This is a genomic window from Campylobacter sp. P0109 (assembly GCF_002138755.1).
In the GTDB taxonomy this organism is placed as follows: Bacteria; Campylobacterota; Campylobacteria; order Campylobacterales; family Campylobacteraceae; genus Campylobacter; species Campylobacter devanensis.
The window spans coordinates 15,071-27,262 of sequence record NZ_MJKK01000010.1; the positions used below are offsets into that span (position 1 = coordinate 15,071).

Genomic DNA, 12,192 nt, shown 5'->3' on the forward strand with positions numbered 1-12,192 from the left:
TAATAGTATTATTAACTTATATTTTAATATATTTATGTCAAAATAGCTCAATACCTAGACTCAAATCTAATTTAAAAGCCAAATTTAGAAAATATTAATTTTTTATTAAAGTAATTTTTGCTTATAGTATGGAGTGAATTTTAGCTAAATTTGGCTATAATTACTAAAAATTCAGACAAAGGATAGAAAATGAGTCATATCTTAATCATCGGAGCAGGCGGAGTAAGCCAAGCAGCAACGGTAAAATGTGCGATGAATTCGCAAGTCTTTACCAAAATCACTCTAGCAAGTCGCACCAAAAGCAAATGTGATAAAATAGCTAAATTTATCAAAGACAAAGTCGGAGTAGATATAGGTACAGCGGTGATAGACGCCGATGATACAGCTGCTGTTGTAGAGCTTATTAAAAATATTAAGGCTGATTTATTGCTAAATGTTGCACTTCCATATCAAGACCTTACGCTTATGGACGCATGCTCGCAAACTAAAATTCCATATATAGATACAGCAAACTATGAACACCCAGATACGGCTAAATTTGAGTATAAACTTCAATGGGCTAAAGATGGTGATTTTAAATCTGCTAATACCATGGCGCTTCTTGGTAGTGGGTTTGATCCGGGCGTTACTAATGTATATTGTGCTTATGCGAAGCAATATCTATTTGATGAGATTGAGTATATTGATATTTTGGATTGTAATGCTGGAGACCATGGGTATGCGTTTGCTACGAATTTTAATCCTGAGATAAATTTGCGTGAAGTTAGCGCAAAGGGTAGATACTACAAAGATGGAAAATGGATAGAAACCGAGCCGATGGAGATAGGATTTAGCTGGGATTATCCAAAAATCGGCCCAAAAGATAGCTATTTACTCTATCATGAAGAGCTTGAGAGCTTAGTAAAAAATATCCCTACTTTAAAGCAAATTCGCTTTTTTATGACCTTTGGGCAGAGCTATCTAACTCATATGAAATGCCTAGAAAATGTAGGTATGCTAAGGATTGATGAGGTTGAGCATAATGGAGTTAAAATCGTCCCAATTCAATTTTTAAAGACCTTGCTACCTGACCCAGCAAGCCTAGGTGCTAGAACCAAAGGCAAGACAAATATAGGTTGTGTGATAACAGGCATAAAAGATAATAAGCCAAGAAAAGTTTATATCTATAATGTATGCGATCACCAAGAGTGCTATCAAGAAACTGGCGTTGGCGCTGTTAGCTACACTACAGGAGTGCCAGCAATGATAGGCTCAATGATGGTAGCAAAGGGAATTTGGAGTGCCAAAGGTGTATTTAATATGGAAGAATTCGATGCCAAACCATTTATGGATGAGCTAAATAAACAGGGCTTACCATGGGAGATCATAGAGATGGCACCAAATGAGACTAGATTAATCAAGGAAATTTAAGCCAAATTTAGATAAAATCCCAACTTTTAAACCCAAAAAAAGGAAAAGCAATGAAAAAAGATATACATCCAGAGTATGTTGAATGCACAGTTAGCTGCGCTTGCGGTAATACATTTATTAGCAAGTCAAACAAGCCAGAAATCAAAGTAGATATTTGCAGTGCTTGTCATCCATTTTTCACAGGTAGTGAAAAGATCGTAGATAGCGCAGGTCGTGTAGATAAATTTAAGAAAAAATACGGAATGAAATAATCTTTTGCTCTACTTTCTTCCTACGCCAATTGGCAATTTAGATGATATCTCAAAGAGATGCCTGGACATCTTGAACCTTTGTGATATCATAATTTGTGAAGATAGTAGAGTAACTAAATCCCTTATAAATCTTCTAAACACAAAATATAATCTAAATATAAATCCATCTGAATTTTACTCTCTTCATACACATAATGAGAGTGAATTTTTTACTAAATTTGAAGCTAAAAAATTAATAGAAAATACTGTAGTATATGTAAGCGATGCTGGAATGCCATGCATTAGCGACCCAGGAGTTGCATTAGTAGAATTTGCTCAGCAAAATAGTATAAATTACGAGGTATTAAGTGGAGCAAATGCAGCACTTTTAGCCGTAGCAGCAAGTGGAATTGTGCAAAAAGAGTTTACATTTTTAGGGTTTTTGCCAAATACTGGCAGAGATAGAGAACTAGCTATACAAAATGCGCTAAATTTGACTTATCCAGTAGTGATATATGAATCACCAAAGAGAGTCTTGCAGCTAGTTGAAGCTATTGCAAAGCTAGAGCCTAAACGGGAGATTTTTGCTATTAAAGAGGCTACTAAGAAATTTGAAGCTAAATTTAAAAATAGTGCTAAAAATCTAGTCGTTATGCTTAAGAGTGCAAATTTAAAAGGTGAATGGTGTATAGTAATTGATGGTTCAAAAAATAACACCCAAAATACTATAAGCGTAGCTGATATAAATGAATTAGACATTCCTCCAAAGCAAAAAGCCAAACTCCTAGCCAAGCTTACTGGTAAAAGCGTAAAAGAGATATATGCCCAGTTAAATGGGTGATTTTAGGATAAATTTATATAGATTATTAAAGCTTTATTAGAAGCGATCTTTTGTAAAATAGTATTTATTGTATGATTATTTTATTAATCATAAGAAGCTTCTTAACAATGATAAATATAATTTTACAAAAATTCATTTTTTTTGCTAAAAATAAGCTAAAATTTAAGGGCTTTTAGATACCATAATCGCTATGATTATCTATGGAAAACAGCTATTTTTACATTTGTTAAAACATCATAAAGACAAGCTCGAAGAGATATATCTAGCAAAAGAGGTTCAAAAAGATATATTTAACCAAATAGCAAAAGTCGGCCTAAAAATACAAAAAGTCGATAATCAAAAAGCCCAAGCGCTTGCCCGTGGAGGCAATCATCAAGGCTTTTTAGCAAAGGTAAAAGATTACGAGTTTGCTAATTTAAATGAGATTAAAAAGTCTGATTATTTAGTGATTTTATATGGTCTTAGTGATGTAGGAAATATTGGCGCTATAGTAAGGACTGCTTATGCATTGGGTGCTGGCGGTATAGTTATAGTAGGTAAAAATGAGAGCCTAGCAATGCAAGGAGTAGTGCGTGCTAGTAGCGGTGCAGCGTATGAACTACCAATTGCTTTATGCACTGATGGGTTAAGCTTTATAAATGAGCTTAAGCAAGTTGGATTTAAAATTTATGCAGCAAATGCTGGAGGTAAGAGTACTAAAGAATTTGAATTTGAGCCTAAAACTGCTTTAATTATGGGTAGTGAAGGCGAGGGAATACCAAATAAGGTATTGCAAAAATGCGATGAGAGTCTAGGCATAAATATGCGCAAGGACTGGGATAGCTTAAATGTCAGTGTGGCGTTTGGAATATTATTTGATAGGATTATAAATGGCTAATGGTATAGAAAAACTTTTAGAAATGGATTTAAAAGAGGTAACTAAGCACACTCATATCGAGACTGAGTATCTAAGATATATGTGTGAAAAAAATTTCGAAAAACTTCGCAAATTAAATGCTTCTGGTTTTGCTAAGATTTTAAGCCGTGAATATGATATGGATTTACAAGGCTGGATTGATGAGTATAATGAGTATTGTAAAGAACATAATGGTGATGATAATGCAGGTTTTACAGTAGCGCCAAAACTTCCAGCATATACACCAAAAACCGATAATAGTATGGCTTTAACAGTAATTTTGGTTGTAGTATTAATCATAGTAGCACTAGTTTGGGTAGTTAAATTTACAAATATTTTAGATAATATAGAGTTACCAAGTTTTGATAAAAATCAAAGCGTAACCTACTCAGCAAATGCCGTAGTAGAATCAGCTAAAGAGAATTTAGAAGCAATTAGTCAAACAATAGAAAAAGTAGTTCAAAAAGATGAAAATATCACTACTGAATTTAATCAAACTAAAATCGACTCAAATTCAACTTCTATAGAGGCCAATGCGACTACAGAACTAAAAACTCAAACTCTAAATATAGAAACTACAAAAGTAGAAGTACCGCAGATTACAGCACCAACCAATGAAATTGCTAAAATTATTCCAACTAAAAATATATGGATTGGTATTAAAGATATTGATGGTAAAAATAAAAGATTTCATACAACTAAAAATCCTATCGACCTAAATTTAAGCACTGATCAACTAATTCAAACAGGCCACGGCGAGTTAATTTTAGAGATTGATGGGGATCAAAAGAAATTTAGCGTTCAAAAGCCATTAAGATTTGTAATTCAAAATGGCACAATTAGAGAGTTGGAGTATGACGAATTTGTGAAACTAAACAAAGGTTCTCAATGGTAAGAGTAGCGTTTCTATTTTGTGTTTTTGCTTTTAGTTGTTTTGGATTTGATTTACATAGCAATATCAAAAGTATAATTTCAGAGCAAAGTTACGCTAAAAATAGAGATAAAATCGAGCAGATATTTGCTATAGAGTCTGATTTTATTGATAGTAGGGGTAATCCAAATTACGCTAAAATTACAAATACTTTAAGAGTAAATTCGCTCTTAAATCTTAGTTTTTCTTTGCCGGTGAATTTAGAAATTGCCTTTTATAGTCCAAGTTCTGATATTTTGCTTTTTAAAAGCGTATCTGAAGCTCTTAAAAATCTTGGCTATTCATATTTTTTGAGTAAGTCATTAAAGACTGATACTCAAGGAATAGTTTGGCAAATATCTATGAATTCACGCTTTTTGCTAGATCCAGGTGCGATTTATAGAGAGCTTGGAAAGAATCAAATTTATATAAAAGATATTAATCGTGATGGTGAGTTTAGTTTTACTTATAGTATTGATGCTAGCAAAGCTATATTATCTACACATCAATATATTAGTGATAGCGAATTTGACCTTGCAAAGCCATTAGAGCCATATTTTTTAAATATTAGCGGCAAAAGCGAGGCTTTAATAAAAAGCTACGCTTCTGATAGTTGGATTTGCGTTATAAAGATACTTGATAGGGATCTAAATTTGATTACACAGATTAAATCAGATAAACCAGAAAAAGAAATATATATCAAATTTCCACCAAATTCATACTATATGCTAATTGATGATGCTTTTAGCTTAGAAAATATTAAGCGTGGATTAAAAATATATATAAAATCAAATTAAGGAGTTTTTTTATGTTTGATGAGATTAGATTTAACACTATTGAGAGGTTGCCAAACTACGCATTTGCCGAGGTCAATGCGATTAAGATGGCAGCACGTAGAGATGGGGCTGATATTATAGATTTTTCGATGGGAAATCCAGATGGTAGAACACCACAGCATATTATAGATAAATTATGCGAGAGCGCTATGAAGGATAAAACTCATGGTTATAGTGTTAGTCAAGGTATTTATAAACTTCGTGTTGCGATATGTAACTGGTATAAAAGAAAATATGGCGTAATACTAGATCCAGAAACTGAAGCAGTCGCAACTATGGGTAGCAAAGAGGGATTTGTCCATCTAGTACAAGCCATCACAAATCCTGGCGATGTAGCTATTGTACCAGATCCAGCCTATCCTATTCATACTCAAGCTTTTATTATAGCAGGTGGAAATGTTACTAAAATGCCACTTATTTATAATGCAAATTTTGAATTAGATGAGAATAAATTTTTTGAAAATTTAGAACATGCTATAGAAGAGAGTATTCCAAAGCCAAAATATGTTGTAGTAAATTTTCCTCATAACCCAACTACTGTAACTTGCCAAAAGAGTTTTTATGAGCGTTTAGTAGATATGGCTAAGCGTGAGAGATTTTATATCATTAGTGATATTGCTTATGCTGAGCTTACATTTGATGGATATAAGACACCTAGTATTTTTGAAGTAGATGGGGCCAAAGATGTAGCAGTAGAGTGTTATACCTTATCAAAATCATACAATATGGCCGGTTGGCGTGTAGGATTTATATGTGGCAATAAAAAATTAGTAGCCGCACTCAAAAAGATAAAATCGTGGTTTGACTATGGTATGTTTACCCCAATCCAAGTAGCTGCCACCGTAGCACTAGATGGAGATCAAGACTGCGTTGAGCAGATTAGACAGACTTATGAAAAACGCAGAGATACGCTTATAGAGGCCTTTAGTGCTGCTGGTTGGGAGATAGCAAAACCTAGAGCTAGTATGTTTGCTTGGGCAAAATTACCACCGCAAGTAGGAAATATAGGAAGTAAAGAATTTGCTAAGCAGCTATTGACCAAAGCTTGCGTAGCTGTTAGCCCTGGTGCTGGATTTGGTGTGGCTGGTGATGAGTATGTTAGGATTGCATTTATAGAGAATGAAAATCGTATTCGCCAAGCTGCTAGAAATATCAAAAAATATTTAAAAGAAGTCCAATGAGAGTAGCGATATTAGGTGTTGGGACAGTAGGAACTGAGGTTGCTAATGTGCTCATTAAAAATAGCGATCTAATCGTCTCAAGAGCCGGAGTTAGTATAACTCCAGTAGTGGGTGTAGTAAGGGATTTATCAAAACATAAAGACTCAATAATTCCATTAACTGATGATATAGATAGTGTTATAAATAGAGATGATATTGATGTATTTATCGAACTAATGGGCGGAATTGATAAGCCCTATGAGATTATAAGTAAGATTTTAGAGCGCAAAAAGGCTGTAGTAACAGCAAATAAAGCGCTATTGGCTTACTACAGAAATGAGCTTGAAGCACTTGCTGGTGATACGGCTTTTGGATATGAAGCTAGTGTAGCTGGTGGGATACCAATTATAAAAGCTTTAAGAGAGGGCTTAAGCGCAAACCATATTCAAAAAATAATGGGTATAATGAACGGAACAAGCAATTATATTCTAACAAATATGATGAATAGTGGAGTGCAATTTGACGAGGCGCTTAAAAAGGCTCAAGAGCTAGGATACGCCGAGGCTGATCCGACCTTTGATATAGGTGGATTTGATACGGCACATAAATTACTTATATTAGCTAGTATTGCCTATTGCGTGCATGCTAAGCCCGAAGACATTTTGATTGAAGGTATTAGTCAAATTAGTAGCGAGGATATATATTTTGCTAATGAATTTGAATATGCTATCAAGCTTTTAGCTATTGCTAAGCGTGGAGAAGGTACTTTAGAGCTTAGAGTTCATCCAGCATTTATTAGCAAAGATAAGATGCTAGCAAATGTAAATGGGGTAATGAATGCTGTAAGTGTCGTAGGTGATGCAGTTGGAGAGAGCTTATTTTATGGTGCTGGTGCTGGTGGGTCTGCTACAGCAAGTGCAGTTATAAGTGATTTAATAGATATCGCTAGAGAGATTAGAAATCCTATGCTAGGATATAAGGCTCCACTAGAGTCTGCACCATTAAAACTTCTAAAGCCTAACCAGATTAGAACCAAATATTATTTAAGATTAAAGGTAGCTGATGAGGTTGGGGTTTTGGCTAAGATTACAAATTTAATGAGTCAAAATAATCTCTCAATTGATAGTTTCTTACAAAAAGCAAAAAGCAAAGATGAAGGATGTGCTACTTTATTTTTTACTACTCATACTTGTTTAGAAGCTGATATGCTAAGAGTAATTAATAGCTTAGAAAATGAGAACTTTATCAAGGCTAAGCCATTTATGATTAGGATTGAGAGTTAATCTTTGGGTTTAGCTGAATATCTTTTTGGTCATGAAGCTGAGAAAAGTGCTGCTAAATTTTTATCAAAAAATGGCTATAAGATACTCAATTTAAACTATAAAACTAAATTTGGAGAGATTGATATCATTGCTAAGCGTGATTCAACTCTTCATTTTATTGAGGTTAAAGCCTCAACTAAAGATTATCAAACTATCTATAGAGTAACAAAATCTAAATTGGAAAAAATTATAAAAGCTATAGATTTTTATATGCTAAACTCAAATTTAAATTTACCATATCAAATCGATATAGTCTGTATAAATAATCAAAATATAGAATTGATAGAAAATATTACATATTGATTAAATTTCTTCTTTCATTTTTTTAAAATTTAATAATTAATAAAAATTATTAACTTTTATATTTTATAATAAGCCTTGATTTGATGAAGTTTGAGTTACCTAAAATTATGTTTGTTAGTTTTAGTTTAACTTTTTTGATGTATAATTTTTATTGTAAAACCATAGAAGGAGATAAAATGGGTAAATATATTGAATTAACTGCTGAAAATTTCAATGTTGCTAAAGAGGGCGTTGCTCTAGTAGATTTTTGGGCTCCATGGTGCGGACCATGTAGAATGCTAGCTCCAGTTATTGATGAGTTGGCTGAAGAGTTCGATGGTAAAGCAAAAATCTGTAAAGTAAATACAGATGAGGTTCAAGACCTAGCTGTAGAGTATGGCGTACGCTCTATTCCAACTTTACTATTCTTTAAAGATGGAGAGATTAAAGAGACATTAATTGGCGCTCAATCTAAAGCTGCAATTGCAGATAAAATCAATTCACTTTTATAATTCAAACGGGGCTTTGCCCCGACTCACTTCATTTCAAATCAATTTTTAAGTTAAATTTATTTTTATGTAATATATTTGTAATATTGTATAGATATAAATTTAAAATTAGGAGACTATAATGTTAGATGTAGCTATAATCGGTGGTGGTCCAGCTGGTCTTAGTGCGGGGCTCTATGCTACTCGTGGTGGGTTAAAAAATGTTGTAATGTTTGAAAAGGGCATGCCTGGTGGCCAAATCACTAGTAGCTCTGAAATGGAGAATTATCCTGGTGTCGCTACTGTTATGGATGGTATGAGTTTTATGAGCCCGTGGCTTGAGCAATGCACTAGATTTGGTCTAAAACACGAAATGGCGGCCGTAGAAAAAGTATCTAAAAATAGCGATGGCAGCTTCACTATAACTTTAGAAGGTGGCAAAACTGAACAAGCAAAAGCTGTAATTGTATGTACAGGTTCAACCCCAAAAAGAGCTGGCTTTAAAGGTGAGGATGAATTCTTTGGTAAAGGCGTTAGCACTTGTGCTACATGCGATGGATTTTTCTATAAAAATAAAGAGGTAGCAGTCTTAGGTGGTGGTGATACCGCTATCGAAGAGGCTGAGTATTTAACTAGAATTTGCTCAAAAGTATATCTAATTCACCGCCGTGATACATTTAGAGCTGCTCCAAGCTCAGTTGAAAAAGTTAAGAAAAATGAGAAAATTGAGCTAATTTTAAATGCTACTATAGATGAAGTCTATGGTGATAGCACTGCTGGTGTAAAAGGGGTGAAAGTCAAACTAGCAGATGGAAGCATAAGAGATTTAGTAGTGCCTGGCATATTTACATTTGTGGGTCTAAATGTAAGAAACGAAGTGCTAAAAGATGGAGATAAATTCATTTGCGATATATTGCCATCAGGTCAAGTAAAAGTGGATTTAAAAATGCAAACTTCAACTCCAGGTTTATTCGCCGCAGGAGATTTAAGACAAGATGCTCCTAAGCAAGTAGTCAGTGCCGCCGCAGATGGTGCTGTAGCTGCACTTAGCGCTATGAGCTACATTGAGAGCTTACATTAATTCTTAAGCCACTTGCCCTAGCGAGTGGCTCTTTTATAAAATTCAATTTACTTATATCAAATTTTTATCTTTTTTTAGCTAAAATAAAATCTTAATTTATCCAAAAAGGGCGATGATGATTCGTATAGGTTTACACGGTGCAAGCGGTAAGATGGGAAGCGAGATAATCGCAAATTTAAAAGGGCTTAATAATGCGAAATTATCAGTAGCATACACTATAGAGCCTATGAGCGTGGATGATGGTGTGATAGTAACTGATAAGTATGATGTTTTGTTTGATAATAGCGATGTGGTGATTGATTTTAGTATCGCAAAGGCATCTATAAATTTGATTAATTACGCTAGGACAAATCCAAAACCACTGGTTATAGGCACAACTGGGCTAGGCGATGAAGGGGGCGAGCTAATCAAACTAGCAAGTGCTACTATGCCGATACTTCAAGCTACAAATATGAGTCTGGGTGTAGCGGTGCTAAATCGCTTAACTGAGATAGCTAGTAGGGTGCTAAGTGAATTTGATATTGAGATTATTGAGATGCATCATCGCAATAAGATAGACGCTCCAAGTGGTACAGCATTGACACTTGGCGAACATGCTGCAAAAGGTAGAAATTTAAGTTTAGCAAATGTTAGAGTAAGCGGACGAGATGGAATGATAGGAGCTAGAAGCAAAGATGAGATTGCTGTAATGGCTTTGCGTGGTGGCGATATCGTTGGACGCCATACAGTAGGATTTTATAACGATGGTGAATATATAGAGTTAAATCACACCGCTACAAGTAGAGCTACATTTGCTAAAGGTGCGATAAAGGCTGGAATTTGGCTAGCTAATAAAGAGCCAAAATTATATACAATCTATGATGCTTTAGGAATATAAAATGTGTGCGATAGTAGGGGTAATAAATTCAAAAGACGCAGCAAAAACAGCCTATTATGGGTTGTTTTCTATGCAGCATAGAGGTCAAGAGGCAAGTGGGATTAGCTCTAGTTATAATCATCAGATTAAAACTATTAAAAATAGAGGCTTAGTAACTGAGGTTTTTAATAGCGATAGCTTTGAGATATTACAAGGGCAGATGGCTATAGGGCATAATAGATATTCAACCGCTGGAAGTGATAGTGTGCTAGATGCTCAGCCAGTGAGTGCCAAATACTCTTTGGGTGAGATTAGTATCGTTCATAATGGAAATTTGATTAATAAATATGAAGTTAGGGAGCGATTAATCGAAGATGGTGCGATATTTCAATCCAATATGGACACAGAAAATATCTTACATTTAATAGCTAAAAGCAAAAAAGAGAATTTACAAGATCGCATTATAGAGGCTTTGGGGCAGATCGTTGGGGCGTATTGTTTGTTGATTTTGAGTCGCTCTAAGATGTTTGTGGTGCGTGATCCATACGGCGTTAGGCCTCTTAGCATAGGTAGATTAAAAGATGGTGGATATATCGTAGCTAGTGAGAGCTGTGCTTTTGATCTGGTGGGGGCTACATTTGTGCGTGATGTAGCACCTGGAGAGATGATAGTATTTGAAGAGGGCAAAAGCGCCTTTAAAAGCATAGAGTTATTTGAAGCTAAAGACCCTAGATTGTGTGCATTTGAATATATATACTTTGCTCGTCCTGATAGTATGATAGATGGTAAAAATGTATATCAAATTAGAAAAAAATTAGGAGAAATTCTAGCTGATAAATCTAGCTGTAAGGCTGATTTTGTCGTGCCGGTGCCAGATTCTGGTGTTCCTGCGGCTTTGGGGTATGCTGCTAGGAGTAAAATCCCATTTGAGATGGCAATTGTAAGAAATCACTATGTAGGTAGGACATTTATAGAGCCAACTCAAGAGATGAGAAATCTTAAAGTTAAATTAAAATTAAATCCTATGAGTAGTGTTTTAAATGGCAAAAGCGTCGTAGTTATCGATGATAGTATCGTGCGTGGTACAACTAGCAAGAAAATAGTAGAGCTATTACGCAATGCTGGGGCTAAAGAGATACATATGAAAATTGCTGCTCCAGAGATTAAACATCCTTGTAGATATGGTATTGATACTCCAAGTTATGAAGAGCTAATCAGTGCTAGGATGGATGCTAGAGAGGTGTGTAAATTTATTGGTGCTGATAGTTTAGAGTTTTTAAGCATTGATGAATTAACTCAAGGATTAGGTAATGAGCGTAAGTACTCTCTTGTAAGCTTTGATGGAGATTATTTTATAAGCTAAATTTGTATATATACTTGTTTTGATATCTTTTAACTTTGCTTTGCAATTAAGCAAAATGTTAAATTGATTACAAGTATCGCATTTCTTTTTTATCTCGCTTTAGCACAATCTAATCTGTGCTAAAGCGAGCCTAACAACATAGCCTAATATTATAAATATATGAAATCATATCTTAAACACTAATATTATCTACAAATCACTATATATTAAATAGCAAATTGATGCAACATTATCTATAAGCTAAAAACTATCAAATTCACTCTTATCCATAGTCAACCTATTAACCTCCCAACAACCACAAATTTAATTACACCCCCATAATATTTTAATATCTCATCCAATCCAATCTAAATTCCACTCTAAAAATTATAAAATACCCAAGTTATAAAACTACAATATCTAATCTAAATTTAATTAATTACTCAAATTTATTAAAAATTTGCAATATTTTCTTCAAATTTATCAAAATCCCCCCCCCATATATAAACTTTTTAATATTTGGTTCGATATAATAAAAA

Annotated in this window: 13 protein-coding genes; all 13 read left to right on the forward strand. The window is 34.2% G+C overall.

The window, feature by feature from the left end; translation table 11 throughout:
- Window positions 1–189: 189 nt before the first annotated feature.
- Entirely contained in the window at window positions 190–1,410 is a 1,221-nt protein-coding gene (locus CIGNP109_RS07855) for a saccharopine dehydrogenase family protein (RefSeq protein WP_086228849.1), read from the forward strand.
- Window positions 1,411–1,460: 50 nt separating this feature from the next.
- Window positions 1,461–1,661: a 50S ribosomal protein L31 gene (gene rpmE, locus CIGNP109_RS07860; RefSeq protein ID WP_086225649.1), complete on the forward strand. Its 201-nt coding sequence runs from the start codon at window positions 1,461–1,463 to the stop codon at window positions 1,659–1,661.
- A gap of 4 nt (window positions 1,662–1,665) precedes the next feature.
- A complete protein-coding gene (rsmI, locus tag CIGNP109_RS07865; RefSeq protein ID WP_086228850.1) occupies window positions 1,666–2,481 on the forward strand; it encodes a 16S rRNA (cytidine(1402)-2'-O)-methyltransferase in 816 nt (271 codons plus the stop codon).
- Between the two features lie 190 nt (window positions 2,482–2,671).
- On the forward strand, window positions 2,672–3,358 hold the full coding sequence (gene rlmB / locus CIGNP109_RS07870) for a 23S rRNA (guanosine(2251)-2'-O)-methyltransferase RlmB (RefSeq protein ID WP_086225651.1): 687 nt from the start codon (window positions 2,672–2,674) through the stop codon (window positions 3,356–3,358).
- Entirely contained in the window at window positions 3,351–4,271 is a 921-nt protein-coding gene (locus CIGNP109_RS07875) for a hypothetical protein (RefSeq protein WP_086228851.1), read from the forward strand. Before rlmB ends, CIGNP109_RS07875 begins: the two co-directional genes overlap by 8 nt.
- Complete coding sequence (locus CIGNP109_RS07880; protein WP_086228852.1) at window positions 4,265–5,083, forward strand: hypothetical protein; 819 nt, start codon at window positions 4,265–4,267, stop codon at window positions 5,081–5,083. The genes CIGNP109_RS07875 and CIGNP109_RS07880 overlap by 7 nt, the downstream gene beginning before the upstream one ends.
- Window positions 5,084–5,094: 11 nt before the next feature.
- The gene (locus CIGNP109_RS07885) at window positions 5,095–6,303 is read left to right on the forward strand and encodes an LL-diaminopimelate aminotransferase (protein WP_086228853.1); all 1,209 of its coding nucleotides are present in this window, start codon (window positions 5,095–5,097) and stop codon (window positions 6,301–6,303) included.
- Window positions 6,300–7,565 carry a homoserine dehydrogenase gene (locus CIGNP109_RS07890; protein WP_086228854.1) on the forward strand — a complete coding sequence of 422 codons (1,266 nt, stop codon included), beginning with the start codon at window positions 6,300–6,302 and terminating at the stop codon, window positions 7,563–7,565. Before CIGNP109_RS07885 ends, CIGNP109_RS07890 begins: the two co-directional genes overlap by 4 nt.
- Window positions 7,566–7,568: 3 nt before the next feature.
- The gene (locus tag CIGNP109_RS07895; protein ID WP_086225657.1) at window positions 7,569–7,907 is read left to right on the forward strand and encodes a YraN family protein; all 339 of its coding nucleotides are present in this window, start codon (window positions 7,569–7,571) and stop codon (window positions 7,905–7,907) included.
- A 176-nt stretch (window positions 7,908–8,083) separates the two neighbouring features.
- The gene (gene trxA / locus CIGNP109_RS07900) at window positions 8,084–8,398 is read left to right on the forward strand and encodes a thioredoxin (RefSeq protein WP_086225659.1); all 315 of its coding nucleotides are present in this window, start codon (window positions 8,084–8,086) and stop codon (window positions 8,396–8,398) included.
- Window positions 8,399–8,516: 118 nt separating this feature from the next.
- Window positions 8,517–9,455, forward strand: a complete 939-nt coding sequence (trxB, locus tag CIGNP109_RS07905; RefSeq protein ID WP_086225660.1) for a thioredoxin-disulfide reductase — start codon at window positions 8,517–8,519, stop codon at window positions 9,453–9,455.
- Between the two features lie 115 nt (window positions 9,456–9,570).
- Window positions 9,571–10,332 carry a 4-hydroxy-tetrahydrodipicolinate reductase gene (gene dapB, locus CIGNP109_RS07910; RefSeq protein WP_086228855.1) on the forward strand — a complete coding sequence of 254 codons (762 nt, stop codon included), beginning with the start codon at window positions 9,571–9,573 and terminating at the stop codon, window positions 10,330–10,332.
- 1 nt (window position 10,333) lies between these two features.
- On the forward strand, window positions 10,334–11,674 hold the full coding sequence (gene purF / locus CIGNP109_RS07915; protein ID WP_086228856.1) for an amidophosphoribosyltransferase: 1,341 nt from the start codon (window positions 10,334–10,336) through the stop codon (window positions 11,672–11,674).
- Window positions 11,675–12,192: the final 518 nt, after the last annotated feature.

What these genes read in the sequence shown, in the direction of transcription:
- CIGNP109_RS07855 (WP_086228849.1), top strand. Translation starts at nt 190, where the DNA reads ATGAGTCATATCTTAATCATCGGAGCAGGCGGAGTAAGCCAAGCAGCA.
- rpmE (WP_086225649.1), top strand. Translation starts at nt 1,461, where the DNA reads ATGAAAAAAGATATACATCCAGAGTATGTTGAATGCACAGTTAGCTGC.
- rlmB (WP_086225651.1), top strand. Translation starts at nt 2,672, where the DNA reads ATGATTATCTATGGAAAACAGCTATTTTTACATTTGTTAAAACATCAT.
- CIGNP109_RS07875 (WP_086228851.1), top strand. Translation starts at nt 3,351, where the DNA reads ATGGCTAATGGTATAGAAAAACTTTTAGAAATGGATTTAAAAGAGGTA.
- CIGNP109_RS07880 (WP_086228852.1), top strand. Translation starts at nt 4,265, where the DNA reads ATGGTAAGAGTAGCGTTTCTATTTTGTGTTTTTGCTTTTAGTTGTTTT.
- CIGNP109_RS07885 (WP_086228853.1), top strand. Translation starts at nt 5,095, where the DNA reads ATGTTTGATGAGATTAGATTTAACACTATTGAGAGGTTGCCAAACTAC.
- CIGNP109_RS07890 (WP_086228854.1), top strand. Translation starts at nt 6,300, where the DNA reads ATGAGAGTAGCGATATTAGGTGTTGGGACAGTAGGAACTGAGGTTGCT.
- trxA (WP_086225659.1), top strand. Translation starts at nt 8,084, where the DNA reads ATGGGTAAATATATTGAATTAACTGCTGAAAATTTCAATGTTGCTAAA.
- trxB (WP_086225660.1), top strand. Translation starts at nt 8,517, where the DNA reads ATGTTAGATGTAGCTATAATCGGTGGTGGTCCAGCTGGTCTTAGTGCG.
- dapB (WP_086228855.1), top strand. Translation starts at nt 9,571, where the DNA reads ATGATTCGTATAGGTTTACACGGTGCAAGCGGTAAGATGGGAAGCGAG.
- purF (WP_086228856.1), top strand. Translation starts at nt 10,334, where the DNA reads ATGTGTGCGATAGTAGGGGTAATAAATTCAAAAGACGCAGCAAAAACA.